Annotated in this window: 14 protein-coding genes; 6 read left to right on the forward strand and 8 right to left on the reverse strand. The window is 71.3% G+C overall.

All coding sequences use genetic code 11. From position 1 onward, the window contains the following. Position 1: 1 nt before the first annotated feature. The 4 genes from rfbA to J3S20_RS18600 all read right to left on the reverse strand — a co-directional run bounded on the left by rfbA (position 2) and on the right by J3S20_RS18600 (position 3,859). A complete protein-coding gene (gene rfbA, locus J3S20_RS18585) occupies positions 2-883 on the reverse strand; it encodes a glucose-1-phosphate thymidylyltransferase RfbA (protein ID WP_216837995.1) in 882 nt (293 codons plus the stop codon). Next, positions 880-1,776, reverse strand: coding sequence for a dTDP-4-dehydrorhamnose reductase (rfbD, locus tag J3S20_RS18590; protein WP_216837996.1), 897 nt, complete (start codon positions 1,774-1,776; stop codon positions 880-882). The genes rfbA and rfbD overlap by 4 nt, the downstream gene beginning before the upstream one ends. Further along, positions 1,776-2,378: a dTDP-4-dehydrorhamnose 3,5-epimerase gene (gene rfbC / locus J3S20_RS18595; RefSeq protein ID WP_216837997.1), complete on the reverse strand. Its 603-nt coding sequence runs from the start codon at positions 2,376-2,378 to the stop codon at positions 1,776-1,778. Before rfbC ends, rfbD begins: the two co-directional genes overlap by 1 nt. A gap of 203 nt (positions 2,379-2,581) precedes the next feature. Further along, positions 2,582-3,859 carry a glycosyltransferase family 4 protein gene (locus tag J3S20_RS18600; protein WP_246602978.1) on the reverse strand — a complete coding sequence of 426 codons (1,278 nt, stop codon included), beginning with the start codon at positions 3,857-3,859 and terminating at the stop codon, positions 2,582-2,584. 168 nt (positions 3,860-4,027) lie between these two features. Between J3S20_RS18600 and araD the strand changes: the two genes are divergently transcribed. After that, on the forward strand, positions 4,028-5,773 hold the full coding sequence (gene araD, locus J3S20_RS18605) for an L-arabinonate dehydratase (RefSeq protein WP_216837998.1): 1,746 nt from the start codon (positions 4,028-4,030) through the stop codon (positions 5,771-5,773). A gap of 186 nt (positions 5,774-5,959) precedes the next feature. On the opposite strand, the gene J3S20_RS18610 is transcribed toward araD, so the two are convergent. From J3S20_RS18610 to J3S20_RS18620, 3 genes are all read right to left on the reverse strand, one after another. Beyond that, complete coding sequence (locus J3S20_RS18610; protein WP_216837999.1) at positions 5,960-6,280, reverse strand: DUF2934 domain-containing protein; 321 nt, start codon at positions 6,278-6,280, stop codon at positions 5,960-5,962. A 64-nt stretch (positions 6,281-6,344) separates the two neighbouring features. Beyond that, on the reverse strand, positions 6,345-6,572 hold the full coding sequence (locus J3S20_RS18615; protein ID WP_216838000.1) for a hypothetical protein: 228 nt from the start codon (positions 6,570-6,572) through the stop codon (positions 6,345-6,347). 71 nt (positions 6,573-6,643) lie between these two features. Continuing rightward, positions 6,644-8,032 (reverse strand): response regulator, encoded by a 1,389-nt coding sequence (locus J3S20_RS18620; RefSeq protein ID WP_216838001.1) that lies wholly within the window; start codon positions 8,030-8,032, stop codon positions 6,644-6,646. 279 nt (positions 8,033-8,311) lie between these two features. Here J3S20_RS18620 and J3S20_RS18625 point away from each other — a divergent pair, with 279 nt between their 5' ends. From J3S20_RS18625 to xdhB, 4 genes are all read left to right on the forward strand, one after another. Further along, positions 8,312-9,094, forward strand: a complete 783-nt coding sequence (locus J3S20_RS18625; protein ID WP_216838002.1) for a response regulator transcription factor — start codon at positions 8,312-8,314, stop codon at positions 9,092-9,094. 493 nt (positions 9,095-9,587) lie between these two features. After that, positions 9,588-12,776, forward strand: a complete 3,189-nt coding sequence (treS, locus tag J3S20_RS18630; RefSeq protein WP_408872051.1) for a maltose alpha-D-glucosyltransferase — start codon at positions 9,588-9,590, stop codon at positions 12,774-12,776. A gap of 33 nt (positions 12,777-12,809) precedes the next feature. Beyond that, positions 12,810-14,207: an FAD binding domain-containing protein gene (locus J3S20_RS18635; protein ID WP_216838003.1), complete on the forward strand. Its 1,398-nt coding sequence runs from the start codon at positions 12,810-12,812 to the stop codon at positions 14,205-14,207. Continuing rightward, positions 14,204-16,480: a xanthine dehydrogenase molybdopterin binding subunit gene (xdhB, locus tag J3S20_RS18640; RefSeq protein WP_216838004.1), complete on the forward strand. Its 2,277-nt coding sequence runs from the start codon at positions 14,204-14,206 to the stop codon at positions 16,478-16,480. The genes J3S20_RS18635 and xdhB overlap by 4 nt, the downstream gene beginning before the upstream one ends. On the opposite strand, the gene J3S20_RS18645 is transcribed toward xdhB, so the two are convergent. Beyond that, positions 16,481-16,774, reverse strand: coding sequence for a hypothetical protein (locus tag J3S20_RS18645; RefSeq protein WP_216838005.1), 294 nt, complete (start codon positions 16,772-16,774; stop codon positions 16,481-16,483). Positions 16,775-16,909: 135 nt separating this feature from the next. On the opposite strand from J3S20_RS18645, the gene J3S20_RS18650 reads away from it, so the two are divergent. Beyond that, positions 16,910-17,812 carry an MBL fold metallo-hydrolase gene (locus J3S20_RS18650; RefSeq protein ID WP_216838006.1) on the forward strand — a complete coding sequence of 301 codons (903 nt, stop codon included), beginning with the start codon at positions 16,910-16,912 and terminating at the stop codon, positions 17,810-17,812. Positions 17,813-17,816 lie beyond the last annotated feature (4 nt).

Genomic DNA, 17,816 nt, shown 5'->3' on the forward strand with positions numbered 1-17,816 from the left:
ATCACTGATCCTCGCGGGCCAGCAGCCCTTCCAGATAGGTGCCGTAGCCGCTGTTGCGCAGCGGCGCGGCCAGGGCGCGCAGCGCATCGCCATCGATGAAGCCCATCCGCCAGGCCACTTCCTCGGGGGCTGCCACCTTCTGCCCGGTGCGCTTCTCGATGGCGCGGACGAATTCGCCGGCCTCCAGCAGGCTGTCATGCGTGCCGGTGTCGAGCCAGGCATAGCCGCGGCCGAGCCGCACCACGCGCAGCGAGCCTTCTTCCAGATAGACGCGGTTGAGGTCGGTGATCTCCAGCTCCCCGCGCGGGGAGGGGACGAGGGCCTTGGCCAGCGCGGCGGCGCGGCCATCGTAGAAATACAGCCCCGTCACCGCCCAGTCGGAGCGCGGCCGGGTGGGCTTTTCCTCGATGGTCTGGGCGCGGCTTTCGCCATCGAACTCCACCACGCCGTAGCGGTGCGGGTCGGCCACGCGATAGGCGAAGACGGTGGCGCCCTGGCTGGCCGCATTCTCCTGCGCTTCCCGCAGCCGTGCCTCCAGGTCGTGGCCATGAAACAGGTTGTCCCCCAGCACCAGGGCGGAGGGTTCGCCTGCGAGAAAATCCTCGGCCAGGACGAAGGCATGGGCGATGCCGCGCGGCTTGTCCTGCTCGGCGTATTCCAGCTTCAGGCCCCAGCGCGCGCCATCCCCCAGCAGGCGCTGGAACAGCGGCAGGTCGTGCGGGGTGGAGATGATCATGATCTCCCGGATCCCGGCCAGCATCAGCACCGAGAGCGGGTAGTAGACCATCGGCTTGTCGAAGACCGGCAGCAGCTGCTTCGAGACGGCGAGTGTCGCCGGGTGCAGGCGCGTGCCCGATCCGCCAGCCAGCACGATGCCCTTCATAGCCCATTCTCCCCAGCTGGTCCGACCAGCGCATCCAGGCACAGCGCCAGAGACCGACGCCAATCGGCCGGCTGGATGCCATGTACCCGGCGAATGTGGCTGCAATCGAGCCGCCCATCGGCGGGACGGGCGGCGCGTGTCGGGTAGTCCGTCGTTGCGATGGCGGCAAGTCTCGGCCGCTTGTGCCCGCGTTGCGCCGCCTGGTCCAGGATTTCGGCGGTGAAGCCGTGCCAGGTGGTATGCGGTGCGCCGGTCAGGTGGAACAGGCCGAAGGCGGCGTCGCCGGCCGGCGCTGCCAGCAGGCGGGGGGCCATGGCGGCCACGGCCTCGGCCAGGTCGGCGGCGAAGGTCGGCGCGCCGTGCTGGTCCGCCACCACGCGCAGCTCCTCCCGCTCCGCCGCCAGGCGCAGCATGGTCTTGACGAAATTGGCGCCATCCGCGCTGCAGACCCAGGCGGTGCGCAGCACCACGCTGCGGGGGTTGGCCGCCAGAACCGCGCCTTCCCCTTCCGCCTTGCTGCGGCCATAGACGCCGAGGGGGGAGGGGGCGTCGGTCTCCAGATAGGGCGCGCCCTTCCGCCCGTCGAAGACATAGTCGGTGGAGAAATGCACGAAGGGCGCGCCGATCGCCGCCGCCGCGGCGGCGAGGCGCGCGGCGCCGTCCCGGTTCACCGCGAAGGCCAGCGCCTCCTGGTCCTCGGCGCGGTCCACCGCGGTATAGGCGGCGGCATTCACCACCAGCTCCGGCGCCGCCGCGCGCATCGCGCGGGCGACGGAGGAGTCCTCCGTCAGGTCCAGCTCCGGCGGCTCCAGCGCCACCACCTCATGCCCGGCGAAGCGTCGCAGCAGCGCCTGCGCCACCTGGCCCTGGCGGCCCGCGACCAGGATGCGCATCAGAAGGCCGGCCCGAGATCGGCCAGGCGCGGCGCCCGGCGGTCCTTGTCCGACAGCGTGGCGGCGACGCCGGCCAGGCCCCAGTCGATGCCGAGCGCCGGGTCGTCCCAGGCCAGCGACCGGTCGCAGTCCGGCGCATAGAGGGCGGTGACCTTGTAGGCGACCTCCGTCTCCTCCTCCCGCGTCGCGAAGCCATGGGCGAAGCCGGGCGGCACCCACATCATCCGGCCGTCCGCGGCCGAAAGCTCCACCGCCACATGCCGGCCGAAGCTGGGCGAGGCGGCGCGGAGGTCCACCGCCACATCGAGGATGCGGCCGCGCAGAACCCGGATGAGCTTGCCTTGCGCATGCGGGTTCACCTGGAAATGCAGGCCGCGCACCGTGCCGATGGCCACCGAGAGGGACTGGTTGTCCTGGACGAATTCATCGCCGATGCCGATGGCGGCGAAGTCCCGGCGCGAATAGGTCTCGACGAAGGCGCCGCGCGCATCGGCGAAGCGGCGCACGGACACCAGAAGCGGGCCCTCGATGGCGAAGGCCGCGGCCTCGACATTGCCGGCGCGGCGGACCTCGGCGGCTGGCGGCCCGATCCCGTCCGGCATGGCGACCTCTCCTCTCTGACCATTGGCTCAGGCCTGCGGGTGACCTCGGCGCGCGCTGCGCGGGTCCCATCATCTCAATCAGGAGCGTTCTGGAACGTCTCCGCCGCAGATACACCTATCGCGAGACAAATCGTTTCATAATACAACCAAGGCCTTGCGGGAAGGTCGCCGCCGCGGCCGCGGCCCGGATTCCACGCAATCGCCTAATCCTCCCGCTCCGGCTCCGGCTCCCCGCCCGCCGCCAGCTTCTCCACCAGGTCGAGCTGCCGCGGCAGGCATATGCTGCGCAGGTCGTAGCGGGCGATGATGTCGGCGCGGCCCTGGGCGGCCAGCCCGGCATGGCCTTCCGGATCCGCCAGCACCTTCAGCACCGTCTTCGCCAGGGTGTCGGGCTCGAAGAAGGGGGCCAGCAGGCCGTTGCGGCCGTGCTGCACCACCTCGGTCACCGGCCGGGTCTCGGAGCCGACGATCAGCGCGCCGCAGGCCATGGCTTCCAGCATCGACCAGGACAGCACGAAGGGATAGGTCAGATAGACATGCGCCCGCGTCACGCGGAACAGCTGGTGCAAATCGTCATGCGCGACGCGGCCGGTGAAGTGGATGCGTGACAGGTCGAGCTGACCTTCCAGCTCCGCCAGCATCTTCGCCTTCCAGTTCTCCGCCCCCTCCGGCTTGCGGCCGTAGGAGATCTCGTTGCCGCCGACAATGACGGTCTGCAGCTTCGGGCGTTCGCGCTGCAGCCGGGGCAGGGCGCGCATGAAGCTGGGGAAGCCGCGATAGGGCTCCAGGTTGCGCGCGACATACGAAATCACCTCGTCGCCCCGGCGGAATTCGCGCCCGCCCGCCATGCGGAACACCGCCTGCGGATCGGGCGCGCAGCGCTGCGTATCCACGCCCTCATGCAGGCAGGAGATCCGGCGCCGCGCCCAGTCCGGGTAGCGCGACCACTGCCAGCGCGTCGGGCTGATGCCCCAGTCGGCGGCCTGCAGGGAGATCAGCTGGGTGGCGTTCAGCACGCGGATGCGCGCCGCATCGTCCAGCCCCACCTGCTGATCCGGATCGAAGCCCAGGTCCTGGCCGACCGAATTGTAGTAGAATTCCCAGTAGAACAGCGTGCGCGCCTGCGGGAAGACGTCCTTCAGGAACAGGCCCTCGCCCCAGCCGGGGTGGCAGACGATGATGTCCGGCTTCAGCCCCTTGTCGCGCAGCTGCACCAGCTTGTTGGCCAGGTGCTGGCCACGGCGGGTGGAGGCTTCCAGCGAGCGCAGGTAGCGGTGGGTCTGGTCCCCGGCGCCTTTCGGCTGGCCATAGGCGATGTAGTTCACCCCCGGCGCGGCATAGCCCGGCTTCTCCCCCACCCCCCAGACCTGCACCCCCTGCCGCTGCGCCAGAGCGGGGGCGAGATGGGCGTATTGGCCCGGGAAGTTCTGGTGGATGAACATCGCCTTCAGGGGGCGGCGTGGCAGCAGAAGGGCCATCATGTCTCCGACGGGCGGCAGGCTGGCCGCGAAACTGTAAGGCGGCGCGCGCAGGGTCAAGCGGCCCCAAACCCCGTCGCGGGGCTGGCGGGCTGTTCGGCGAAGGGCGCTCCTGGCAGATTGCCGAGGGTATTGTTTTGTAGGGCAGCCTGCCCACAGGGGAAGAAACGCATGGCGGAAGGCACCAGGGGCAGCCGGAAGCGGCCGGAGGATCTGCGCAGCCATCGCTGGTACGGCGTGGACGATCTGCGCGCCTTCGGCCACCGGTCCCGCATGCTGCAGATGGGTTTTTCGGAATCCGATTTCCGCGGCAAGCCGGTGATCGGGATCATCAACACCTGGTCGGAGCTGAGCCCCTGCCACTTCCATTTCCGCACCCGGGCGGAGGAGGTGAAGCGCGGCGTCTGGCAGGCCGGCGGCTTCCCGGTGGAACTACCGGCGCATCCGGTCACCGAGCAGTACATGAAGCCCACCAGCATGCTCTATCGCAACCTGCTGGCCATGGAGACGGAGGAACTGGCCCGCAGCCAGCCCTGCGACGGGCTGGTGCTGCTGGGCGGCTGCGACAAGACGCCGCCCGGCCTGGTGATGGGCGCGCTCTCGGCCGGGCTGCCCTTCATCTTCGTCCCCGCCGGGCCGATGAACAGCGGCAGCTGGCGCGGCAAGACGCTGGGCTCGGGGTCCGACGCCTGGAAATACCATGCGGAGCTGCGGGCCGGCACCATCACGCCGGCGCAGTGGAAGGACATGGAGGGCGGCATGGCCCGCTCCTTCGGCACCTGCATGACCGCCGGCACGGCGGCCACCATGATGCTGGCGGTGGAGGCGATGGGCTTGACCCTGCCCGGCGCCAGCTCGATCCCGGCCGCCGATTCCGCGCATCCCCGCATGGCGACCGATTCGGGCAAGCGCATCGTCGAGATGGTCTGGGATGATGAGACGCCGGCAAAGCTGCTGAGCCAGGGCAGCATCGACAATGCCGTGGCCGCCACCATGGCCTTCGGCGGATCGACCAATGCCATCATCCACATCATCGCCATGGCACGCCGCGCCGGGCTGGAGCTGGATCTGGAGCGCTTCGACGCCATCAGCCGCCGCGTGCCGCTGATCGCCAATCTGCGCCCAAATGGCGACACCTACCTGATGGCGGACTTCTTCTTCGCCGGTGGCAGCCGCGCCTTCCTGAACCGGCTCTCACCCCATCTGGACCTCAGCGCGAAGACGGTCTCCGGCGCCACGCTGGGCGAAGACATCGCCGGCGCCGATGTCTTCAACGCGGAGATCATCCGACCGCTCGACCGCCCGCTGCAGGCGGAGGGCGGGCTCGCCGTGCTGAAGGGCTCGCTGGCGCCGCGTGGCGCCGTCATCAAGACCAGTGCGGCCGATCCGCGGCTGCTGAGCCATACCGGCCCGGCCGTGGTCTTCGAGAACTACGCGGACCTGAAGAAGCGCCTGGACGATCCGGACCTCGATGTGACGGCCGACAGCGTTCTGGTGCTGCGCTCCGCCGGGCCCCAGGGCGGCCCCGGCATGCCGGAATGGGGCATGATGCCGATCCCCCAGAAGCTGCTGAAGCAGGGGGTGCGGGACATGGTGCGCCTGTCCGATGCCCGCATGTCCGGCACAAGCTACGGCACCTGCGTGCTGCATGTGGCGCCCGAAAGCCATGTCGGCGGGCCCCTGGCCCTGGTGCGAGAGGGCGACCTGATCCGGCTGGACGTGCCGAACCGCAAGCTGGACCTGCTGGTGGAGGAGGCCGAGCTGGCCCGCCGCCAGGCCGCCTGGCAGGCCCCCACCCGCCGCTATGCGCGCGGCTGGACTTCCATGTACCTGGACCAGGTGACCCAGGCGGATGTGGGCTGCGACCTGCGCTTCCTGGAGGCCGGGGAGGCGACGCCGGAGCCCGACATCTACTGAGAGCCTGACCCAGGAGATCCGCGGGTCGGTCCAGTGCGGCTTTTCCGTCCTGGCGGCGTCCGGCAACCTGCGGATGCCACCAGCATCGGCGGCCTTGCCGGTCCTGGCCCGGGACGAAAATCCGCGACCCGTCCTCAGCCGGCAACCTCTTGGGTCAGGCTCTGGGGCATCGCCCTAGGGCTCGCCTTAGCGGCGGGCCTTCCGCGAGGGACGGCTGGCGGCCGGGGCCTCGGCCTTCTTCGATCGGGCGCGCGGCATGGCGGGGGCGGGGCCGGCATCATCCTCCACCACCGGCGCCGGGCCCAGCCGGGCCGGGCTTTCCGTCAGCGTCGCGCCGATGCCGGGGTGATGCGCCGCCCCGGCCAAGTCGGATGGCGGCGCGGCCGCGGCCTGCTCCGCCATCTCGCGGCTGGCGCGCGCCCAATGCGCCTCTTGCCGGCCCTGCGGGCGGCCCTCCTGCTCCCAGATCTCATGGGCACGCTGGCGAATGCGGTCCTCGTCGGACATGGCTGTCTCCCTGGCTGAAGGCCGGGCCCGGCCCGTCCCCGCGACGTGCGGCGGTCAGGGCGGGTCAATCCTCCGGATGATCCGTTGCGAACGGCGAGCCCCGGCCCGGGTTCCGTGCGCCGTCTTCCAGCCGGCAGGCGCCGGGCGCGGGCGCGGTGCAGCGGCCGAACTGGCAGCAGGAGGGGCCCAGCAGCAGCAGCATCGCCAGGGTCAGGGCGAACAGGCCGCGCCGCAGCCGCGGCCGTGGCGCCACTGCCGGGGGGCGGCGGCGGAAGGGTGATTCGCTCAGCATGCGGCGCTCGGGTCGGATCCCCTGATGCGTTTTCTGGGTGGCCTGGCGCGGCTACGCGGCGTGGGAATGCCCTAGCAGCCGCGGATCAGCAGCCGGGCGCGCAGCCCGCCCTTTGGCATCCGCCAGGCATCCAGCCGCCCGCCCTGTAGCGCCGCCAGCCGCCGGGCGATGGCGAGGGCCAGGCGCCGCGCCGCCTCCGCCTCCTCCCCCGGCTGCGTGGCGCCCGAGGCGATCAGCAGGTCGAGCCGCGCCTGCCCGCCGGCCGCCTCCAGCGCCAGCTCGGCCCGGCCGCCGGCCGCGCCGCCCAGCGTCGTGCCGCCCAGAAGCGCCATGGCGCGGGCCAGCCTTTCATCGTCCAGCAGGAAGGCCCGCTCCGGCTCCGCCTGCAGCACCGCCGGCCGGTCACAAGCCAGGCCCAGCGCCGCGAGAGCTTCGGCGACACGGTCGAGCAGGCGCTGCGGCGAGACCGGCGCGCGCCGCGGCTGCGCCACCCCGGCCTGCAGCGCCACCAGGTCCATCAGCTCGTCCAGCAGATGCAGCAGCCGCCGCGGCGCCCCGGCTTTAACAGGCGGGCGCGGCGCGGCGCGCAGCAGGTCGCCCAGCGGACCGTGCAGGTCGCGGGCGATGCCCTCGATCCCATTGCCGGCGGGGTCCAGCCGCTGGGCCAGGGTCCGCAGCAGCGCCTCCGCCGCACGGCAGGGGCTCAGCGGCAGTTCCTGTGCCCAGGCGGCCGGTTCCGCCCGCGGGGGCGCCGGCGACGCCTGGCGCGGCTGCGGATCCGGGATCGGCGCCAGCAGGCCGGAAGCGGTGGGCCGGCGGGTCCAGGCAATCGGGGCATGGATGGTGCCGCTGGCGCGACGTGGCGGCCAGCTGGCCTCCGGCGCGCCGGCCAGCCAGGCGGGCGCCGATGGCGCCCCAGGCTCCGCCGACTGCTCCGCCGCCTGCTCCGCCTCCTGCCAGGCTTCCGCGGCCACGGCGGCGCGGCGCAGCGCGGCGCGGGCCAGCGCGTCCTGCACCATGCGGGCCAGCTCGCTCGCGCGCATCGGCTTGTGCAGCGTGCCGAAGGCGCCGAGGCGCGCGGCGGCCATGCCCTGGGCGGCGGAGGCATAGCCGGTGACCAGCACCACCTCCAGCGCCTGGGCCTGGCTGCGGCCGCGCAGCGCCGTCTCGGCCAGCGCCAGGCCATCGGTGCCGGGCATGCGGATATCGGTGACCAGCACGGCGACATCCGGACGGCGCCGAAGCAGGTCCAGCGCCGCCTCGGTGGAGCCGGCCGAGACCACCTGCAGCCCGCGCCGGCCGAGCGCGCCGGCCAGCTCCTCCCGCACGTCCCAATCGTCGTCGACGATCAGGACGGCACCCTCGGCCGGGACCGGCTCCGCCTCGCCGGAACGCAGGCGGGGCAGGCGGAGCGTGCTGGGCGGTCGCGGGCCGCCAAGGCCGATCGGCAGGTTCATCATCTGGCTCCGTCTCGCATCGCGGCCCCTGGGCTGGGGTCCCTGGGCTGGGGTCCCTGGGCTGGGCTCCCTGGGGCTGGGCTCCCTGGGCGGGCCCGGACCGCCCTGGAAGGCGAGGCGATAAATGGAGCGAAGGGGCGTCAGCGTGTTGTCGCTTTTGGTATTAAGAATTCTGCCAAGTGCGGCGCCGGGCGCTCGACGTCGTGCGACATCTTCGGGTAAACGGTTAAGTCAAGAAATGTCTCCATTTGTGGAGACGCCCCCCGCTCCGGGAGACTCAGCATGACCTCGGCGACAATGCGCGCCCAGCGCGGTGGTGTGGAAGCCGGGGTCGTGGAGCGGGAGAAGCGCGCCGAGGACCAGGCGTTGCTGGGCCAGGCGATGATGCCGCTGGTGCTGCTGGCGGATGATGAGCGGGAACTGACGGACGAGATGGCGGCCTATTTGGCCCGCTACGGCCTGCGGACCATCGTCGCCAATTCCTTCGCCGCCGCCGTCGCGGTGGTGGAGACCCACCGGCTGGATGCGATCATCCTGGACCAGCGCCTGGGCCCGGTGGACACGCTGCCGCACCTGCCCGAACTGCGCGCCCGGACCGAGGCGCCGATCCTGATCGTCACCGGCAACCGGGAGGAAACGGACCGCGTGCTGGGGCTGGAACTTGGCGCCGACGATTTCCTGGTGAAGCCGGTCTCGGGGCGCGAATTGGTGGCGCGCCTGCGCGCGCGGATCCGCCGCCCCGGCAATGCCCTGCCGGCGCCGCGCCGCGACCGCTGGCGGCTGCAGGCGGTGGAACGGCGCCTGGTGCGGCCGGATGGCAGCCAGCTGGAGCTGACCGGGGCGGAATTCGACCTGCTGGCGGTGCTGGCCGCCATGCCGGGCGAGGTGCAGACGCGGGAGGCGCTGACCCAGCAGGTGTTCCGCCGCGCCTGGCGGCCGGGGGACCGCGCGGTGGATAACGCGGTGCTGCATCTGCGCCAGAAACTGGCGCCGGAGCTGGGCGAGCGCTGCATCATCACCATCCGCCAGGTCGGCTATGTCTTCATCGGCTTCCCGAACAGCTGAGGCCTAAGGAAGGCCCCTCGCAGGCCGTTCAGCCAATGTCGTAATAACGAGACATTCGGCGAAAATTGGCGACAATTGACTTGCCTGTCGTCTTCCCCCCCATTGGAACCTGGGTGGATTGGCGCCGCTCTGGTGGCAGATCGGCGCCGAAGGCGGAACGGCATGGGCTTCATCGCGTTCCGCCCGCTTGACCGAGGGGACAAGCATGGCTGACGGAGCGATCACCAAGGTTCAGGCAATCGGGCCATCCGGCGCCGCGGTTCCAGAGACGCGGCCGGAGGCGGACGGGGGTGCCAAAGGATCTGCGGGCGGGGCTGCGGGCGCGGCTGCGGGCGCCTTGGCGCGCGACCGGTTGCCTGCTGCCTCGGGCCAGGCCCAGCTGGGACAGGCGCTTCCCGGGCAGGCGCTTCAGGGGCAGGAAGGGCAGCGCGCGGAACTCGAGGCCCAGTGGTGGCGCGATTCCGTCATCTACCAGCTTCATCCGAAATCCTTCATGGACGGCAATGACGACGGCATCGGCGACTTCGCCGGGCTGATCTCGCGGCTGGACCACGTGGCCGGGCTGGGCGCGGATGCCATCTGGCTGCTGCCCTTCTACCCCTCGCCGCGGCGCGACGACGGCTACGACATCAGCGAATACACCGGCGTGCATCCGGATTACGGCAAGCTGGCCGATTTCCGCCGCCTGGTGCGCGAAGCCCATGCCCGCGGCCTGAAGGTGATCACGGAACTGGTGATCAACCATACCAGCGACGAGCACCCCTGGTTCCAGCGCGCCCGCAATGCGCCGCCCGGGTCCTGGCAGCGGGATTTCTACGTCTGGTCGGACGACCCCAACCGCTACGACGGCACCCGCATCATCTTCCTGGACAGCGAGAAGTCCAACTGGGCCTGGGACCCGGTGGCCAAGTCCTACTACTGGCACCGCTTCTACAGCCACCAGCCCGACCTGAATTTCGACAACCCGCGGGTGCTCGAAGCCGTTCTGCGCGTCATGCGCTTCTGGCTCGACCTCGGCGTGGACGGGCTTCGCCTGGATGCCGTGCCCTACCTGGTCGAGCGCGACGGCACCAACAACGAGAACCTGCCCGAGACCCACACCATCCTGAAGCGCATCCGCGCGGCGCTGGAGGATCGCTACCCGAACCGCATGCTGCTGGCCGAAGCCAACCAGTGGCCGGAGGATGTGCAGGCCTATTTCGGCGATGGCGACGAATGCCACATGTGCTTCCACTTCCCGCTGATGCCGCGGATGTACATGTCTGTGGCGCAGGAGGATCGCTTCCCCATCACGGATATCCTGCGGCAGACGCCGGAAATCCCCGATGGCTGCCAATGGGCGGTGTTCCTGCGCAACCATGACGAGCTGACGCTCGAGATGGTCACCGACTCCGAGCGTGACACGCTGTGGTCCGTCTATGCCGCCGACCGGCGGGCGCGCATCAACCTCGGCATCCGCCGTCGCCTGTCGCCGCTGATGGAGAATGACCGCCGGCGCATCGAGCTGATGAACGGGCTGCTGCTGTCCATGCCGGGCACGCCGGTGATCTACTACGGCGACGAGATCGGCATGGGCGACAATGTCTTCCTGCGCGACCGCGACGGCGTGCGCACGCCGATGCAGTGGTCGCCGGATCGCAATGGCGGCTTTTCGCGCGTCGATCCCGCGGCGCTGGTGCTGCCGACCATCCAGGACCCGATGTATGGCTATCAGGCCATCAATGTCGAAACCCAGTCCCGCGACGCGCATAGCCTGCTGAACTGGACGCGGCGCGTGCTGGCGGTGCGCCGCCGGTCCCGCGCCTTCGGCCGCGGCGCCATGCGGCTGCTCTACCCCGGCAATCGGAAGGTGCTGGCCTATCTGCGCGAGCATGAGGGCGATGTGGTGCTCTGCGTCTTCAACCTGTCACGGGCGGCCCAGGCCGTGGAGCTGGACCTGTCTTCCATGGCCGGGCGCGTGCCGGTGGAGATGCTGGGCGGCACCACCTTCCCGCCGATCGGCGGCACAACCTATCCGCTGACCCTGCCGCCCTATGGCTTCTTCTGGTTCCTGCTGGCCGAGGGCGCCCAGCTGCCGCCCTGGCACAGCCCGGCGCCGGAACCGCTGCCGGAACTGCGCACGCTGGTGGCGCCATCCGATATGAAGGCCGGCGGCGCGCAATCCCTGATCGAGGAGGCGCGGCGGGTGCTGGAACGGGAGGTGCTGCCCGAATGGCTGCGCCGCCGCCGCTGGTTCGGCGCCAAGGACCAGGTGATGACGGTCCCGCCGAAATTTGCCTATGCGGTGCCCTTCCACACCGCGCCGCTGATGATCCTGGCGGAAATCGAGTCCGAGGACGGCAGCCGCTGGTCCCTGCCGCTGGCGCGCATCGGCGTGGAGGAGGAGAGCCTGCCCGCCGGCCAGCTCGCCTTGGCGCGGCTGCGCCAGGGGCCGCGCGTTGGCCTGCTGACCGATGCCATGGCGGTGGACGGTTTCGTGCGCGCCATGCTGGCCGCCTGCCGGGCGGGCACCACCCTGCAGACGCCGCAAGGCACGCTGCGCTTCACGGCGACGGAGGCGCTGCGCGAGATGGCGCTGCCGGAGGTGCCGGAGGTGCGGCGCCTCGGCGTGGAGCAGTCCAACTCCACCGTCATCATCGGCGAGGCGGTGGTGCTGAAGCTGTTCCGCCGCGTGCTGCCGGGCCGGCATCCGGAGGCCGAGATGGCGCGCCATCTCACCGCCTCCGGCTATCCCGGCACGCCGGCGCTGCTGGGGGAGGTGGTGCGCATCGGGCCGGACGGCCAGCCGCATACGCTGATGGTGCTGCAGGCCTTCAGCCGCAACCAGGGCGATGCCTGGGGCTGGACGCTGGATTGGCTCGCCCGGACGGTGGATGACGCCGCCCTGACCGAGGCCGAGCCCGAGGAGCCTTTGGCCGGCTACCTGCCCCTGGCGGAGGCCATCGGGCGGCGGCTGGCGCAGCTGCACCTGGTGCTCGCCCGGCCCTCGGAGGATCCCGACTTCGCGCCGGAGCCCGCCGATGCGGCGATGACGGCGGCCTGGGTGGCGCAGACGGAGGAGATGCTCACCCGCAGCCTGGACCAGCTCGGCCGCACCGCGGTGGAGGGTGAGGCGGCTCCGCTGGCCGCCTGGCTCCTGCAGCGCAGGGACGCGCTGCTGGCGCAGATCCGCAGGAGTCCGCCGGCGGCGGAGGCGCTGTCCGCCACCCGGATCCATGGCGATTTCCACCTCGGCCAGGTGCTGGTGGCGCCGGGCGATGCCGTGATCCTGGACTTCGAGGGCGAGCCGGCGCGGCCGCTGGATGCCAGGCGCGCGAAATCCAGCGCGCTGCGCGACGTGGCCGGCCTGCTGCGCAGCCTGGACTATGCCGCCGCGGTGGCCGCCGCGACGGAGGAATCCGGCACCGCGACCGCCGCCCCCACGCCGCGCCGCGCCGCGCTGATCACGCGCTGGCGGCAGGCGGCGGAGGCGGCCTTCCTGGCCTCCTACAACGCGACCTGGGAAGCCGAGGCTGGGCCGGTGGCGCCGGGCGCGGCGGCGGCGCTCGACCTCTTCCTGGTGGAGAAGGCCGCCTATGAGGTGGGTTATGAGCTGGCCAATCGCCCCGCCTGGCTGCCGGTGCCGCTGCGCGGGCTGGTGACCATCGCCGCGCGGCTGCTGGAGGAGGCGCCGCCCGAGTAGGCGGGAGGCCCGGCTTTTGCTTATCCTCGGCGCATGAGCGCCATCGCCTTTGTCCTGAACGGGCGGCAGGTCAGCCTGCCGCCCGGCACCTCTCCGACCCTGACCCTGCTCGACTGGCTGCGCGGCCCGGCGGTGCTGCCCGGCACCAAGGAAGGCTGCGCGGAGGGCGATTGCGGCGCCTGCACCGTGGTGCTGGAGGGTACGGAGGGCGCCCGCACGCCGATCAATGCCTGCCTGGCGCTGCTTGGCCAGATGCACGGCCAGGCGATCCGCACGGTGGAGGGGCTGCGCGGCGCCGATGGCGGACCGCACCCGATCCAGCGCGCCATGGCCGAAAGCGACGGCACCCAATGCGGCTTCTGCACGCCCGGCATCGTCATGACCGCCTGGGCGCATGCGCGGGAGGGCGGGGAGGTGCATGAGGCACTCGCCGGCAACCTGTGCCGCTGCACCGGCTACCGCCCCATCCTCGAGGTCTTTGCCGGGCTTGCGGATGACTGCGGAGCCGCGCCCGACCTGCCCGCGCCGGAGGCCGTGCGTTTCGAGGCGCCGGGCCAGGTCTTCCACCGGCCGGTGACGCTGGAGGCGCTGCTGGCGCTGCGCGCGGCGCATCCCGAGGCCTGGCTGCTGGCCGGCGGCACCGATCTCGGCCTGCGCGTCTCCGACCATCGGGAACGGCCGGCGGAGGTGATCTGCCTGCTGGGCGTGCCGGAGCTGCACGCGCTGCGGGCGACTCCGGATGCCATCGAGACCGGCGCCGCCGTCTCCTATGCCCGCCTGCTGGCGCTGTTCCGGCAGGAGCCTGGCTTCGCGCCCTTCGCCACGCTGCTGGCCCGGCTGGGGTCGCGGCAGATCCGGGGCCTCGGCACGCTGGGGGGCAATCTGGGCACGGCCTCGCCGATCGGTGATGCGCTGCCGCCGCTGCTGGCGCTGGGGGCGCAGGTGACGCTGGCCTCTGTCCGGGGCAGGCGCGTGCTGGCGGTGGAGGATTTCCTTAAGGGCTACCGGGTGAACGACCTGGCGGCGGATGAGGTGGTGGTCTCCGTCACCCTGCCGCGCCCGGCACCGGGCGAGTTGTTTGTCTGCGAGAAGGTCAGCAAGCGGCACGACCAGGATATCGCAACCGTCGGTGCCGCCTTCAGGCTGCGGCTGGAGGGGGAAAGGGTGGCCGAGGCCGTCCTCGCCTTCGGCGGCGTCGGTCCGATGGCGGCGCGCGCCAGGCGGGCGGAGGCGGCGCTGCGCGGGCGCCGGCTGGATGCGGCGGCCCTGGCGGCGGCGGCCGAGGCGCTGGCCGAGGACATCGCGCCGCAATCCGACTGGCGCGGCAGCGCGGCCTACCGGCTGATGGTCGCGCAAGGGCTCTTGCGGCGGCTGCAGCTGCGGGCCGCGCAGCCGGATCTCGCCCTCGACGTCGCGGACTACGCGCCATGAAGGGCATGGGCGCGGCACTGCGGCATGACAGCGCGCTGAAGCACACCACGGGCGAGGCGCGCTTCGCCGATGACGCGGCGGAGGCCGCCGGCACGCTGCATGCCGCGCTGGTGCTGTCGGCCGTTGCGCATGGCACGGTGGTTTCGCTCGACACCGCCGCCGCCCTGGCGATGCCCGGCGTCGTCGCCGTGCTCGGCCCGCGCGACATTTCCGGCGAGAACGACATCGCCGCCTCCGGCCATGGCGAGCCGCTCTTTGCCGACCCCCTCGTGGAATTCGCTGGCCAGCCGCTGGCCATGGTGGTGGCCACCACGCGCGACGTGGCACTGCGCGCGGCCGCGGCGGTGCGCGCCGAGATCGCGCCGCTGGAGCCAGTACTGAGCATCGAGGCTGCGCTGGAGCGCGAAAACTATGTGGTGCCGCCGCAACTGCTGGCGCGCGGCGATGCGGCCCGCGCCATCGCCGCGGCGCCGCGCCGGATGGAAGCGGAATTCCGAGCCGGCGGGCAGGAGCATTTCTACCTCGAAGGCCAGATCGCCATCGCCACACCTGGTGAGGATGGCGAGATCGCCGTGCTCTCCTCCACCCAGCATCCCTCCGAAGTGCAGCATGTGGTGGCGCGCGTGCTCGGCGGCGCCTGCAACGGCGTCACCGTCACCTGCCGCCGCATGGGCGGCGGTTTTGGTGGCAAGGAGAGCAATGCGAGCTGGGTCGCCGCCGCCGCCGCGCTGGCCGCGCGGCATACCGGCCGGCCCGTGAAGCTGCGGCTGTCGCGGCGGGCCGACATGCTCGCCACCGGCAAGCGCCACCCCTTCCTCTATCGCTGGACCGCGGGTTTTGATGACCAGGGCCGCGTGCTGGGGCTGGAGGCGCTGCTGGCGGCGGATGGCGGCTGGTCCGTCGACATGTCGCCCGGCGTCGTCTTCCGCGCCGTCACCCATGCGCTGAACTGCTGCGACGTGGCCGACGTGGCGCTGACCGCCTGCGCAGTGAAGACCAATACCGTCTCCCACACCGCCTTCCGCGGCTTCGGCGGGCCGCAGGGCGCGCTGCTGATGGAGGATGTGGTGCACCGCATCGCCGCCGCCTGCGGCCTGCCGCCGGAGGAGGTGCGCGCGCGCAATTTCCTCGGCGCGCCGGGCAAGGGGGAGGAGACGCCCTATGGCCAGGCGGTGGAGGGCGACCTCATCGCCCGCGTTTGGGCGGAGGCAAAGCGCGACAGCGACTGGGACCGCCGGCGCGGGGAGATCGCGGCCTTCAACGCCACGCATCCCACGCTGCGGCGCGGGCTGGGCTCCATGGTGCTGGCCTTCGGCATCTCCTTCGGCGTGATGCATCTGAACCAGGCGGGCGCGCTGGTGCATGTCTACTCCGATGGCTCGATCCGGCTGAACCATGGCGGCACGGAGATGGGGCAGGGGCTCTTCGTGAAGGTGGCGCAGGTGGTCTGCGACGTCTTCGGCACCGACCTCGACCGCATCGCCATCACCGCGACCAGCACCGCGGAGGTGCCGAATACCGCCCCCACCGCCGCCAGCACCGGCAGCGACCTGAATGGCTGGGCCGCGCACAATGCCGCGCAGACGATCAAGGGCCGCATGGCGGAGGTGGCGGCCAGGCGCTTCGGCATTCCGGTGGAGGCGGTGATCTTCGCCGACAACCGCGTCTGGGCCGAGCAGGTCGGCGGCAACCGCTTCCTGGAATTCGGCGAGCTCGCAAAGCTCTGCTTCCTGGAAAGGGTCTCGCTATCCTCCACCGGCTTCTACCGCACACCGGACATCCACTGGGACCGCGCGACCATGCGCGGCAAGCCCTTCTTCTACTTCTCCTACGGTGCCGCGGTCTCCGAGGTCATCGTCGATACGCTGACCGGCGAGCACCGCTGCCTGCGCACCGACATCGTCCAGGATTGCGGCCGCAGCCTGAATCCGGCCGTGGATCGCGGCCAGATCGAGGGCGCCTTCGTGCAGGGCCTGGGCTGGCTGACCTGCGAGGAGCTGTGGTGGGACCAGGCCGGCCGGCTGCGCACAGTGGGCCCATCCACCTACAAGATCCCCGGCTCCCGCGACGTGCCGCCGGTGTTCAACGTGCGGCTGCTGGAAGGCGCGCCGGCGCGCAGCGAGACCATCTTCCGCTCCAAGGCGGTGGGCGAGCCGCCCCTGCTGCTGGCGATCAGCGTGGCCAACGCGCTGAAGGATGCGATCGGCGTGGAGGGGCTGGACCTGCCGGCGACGCCGGAGCGGCTGCTGATGGCGCTGGCGGCGCGGCGTTGATCAGGGGCGGGTGATCGGCGGGGTATCGCCCTGCTGCTGCTGCTGGATGTCCTGCAGCTTGTCCATCAGCTCCTGCACCGTCTCGAGGTACTCCTCGATGAAATCCTGCTGCTGGTCCGTGGCGCCACCGGACGAGCCGGCCGCACCGACGCCCTGATCCTCGGGCTTGGACCCTCCGCCACCCTGGAAGCCCGAAATGCCGAAGCCGCCTTGCACCTGGGCAAGCGCCTGGTCATCCAGCGTCGCCGGCCCCTGGCCGGAGTCGGAAGCCTCGCCTTCGGGCTGGCTGGGCATTGGCGGTCTCCTTCTCATGCGGTTGGTTTATTGCCTACAGCCCGCAGGCGGGCCGAGGCAATTCACGATGCGGCCGCAGGTGACGCATGGGGGCCGCCGGGAGTATGCTGGACCTCCGCAAGCAGGAGGATGCCCATGGCACCCCATGGCAGGCAGGCGGCCATTCGCGCCTTCTTCGACGAGCCGACCAACACCGTCTCCTACCTGGTCTGGGACCCCGCCACGCATCGCGGCGCGGTGGTGGACCCGGTGCTGGACTGGGACAATCGCAGCGGGGAGGCCGATACAAGCTCTGCCCAGGCGCTGCTCGACGCCGCCAAGGCCGAGGGCGTGACGCTGGACTGGGTGCTGGAAACCCATGTCCATGCAGACCACCTGACCGCCGCCCCCTGGATCAAGCAGCACAGCGGCGCGCGCATCGGCATCGGCGCCGGGGTGAAGCGCGTGCAGACCATCTTCCGGCCGGTCTTCGGGCTGGAGGACATGGCGCCCGAGGGCGGCGACTTCGACCACCTGTTCGAGGATGGCGAGCGTTTTCGCATTGGCGAGCTTGAGGTCGAGGTGCTGCACGTGCCGGGGCACACGCCGGCCTGTGCGGCCTACAAGATCGGTGACGACGTCTTCGTCGGCGACACGCTGTTCATGCATGACTACGGCACGGCGCGCGCCGATTTCCCGGGCGGCGATGCCCGCACGCTGTATCACTCCATCAAGCGCCTGCTGGCCCTGCCGCCGGAGACGCGGCTTTGGATGTGCCACGACTACAAGGCGCCGGGGCGGGACCGCTTCGCCTGGCAGTCCACCGTGGCGGAGCAGCGCGCCCACAACCCGCATGTGAAGGACGGCCAGACGGAGGAGGATTTCGTCGCCTTCCGCACCGCGCGTGACGCCAAGCTGGCCGCGCCGACGCTGCTGCTGCCCTCCATCCAGGTGAATATCCGCGCCGGCCGCTTCCCGGCAGCGGAGGCGAATGGGGTGCGTTACCTCAAGATCCCGGTGAAGCCGAAGACCGCGGAGGCCGCCGCCGGCTTGTCCTGACGGC

It is taken from the genome of Falsiroseomonas tokyonensis (genome assembly GCF_019024325.1).
Classification (GTDB): domain Bacteria; phylum Pseudomonadota; class Alphaproteobacteria; order Acetobacterales; family Acetobacteraceae; genus Falsiroseomonas; species Falsiroseomonas tokyonensis.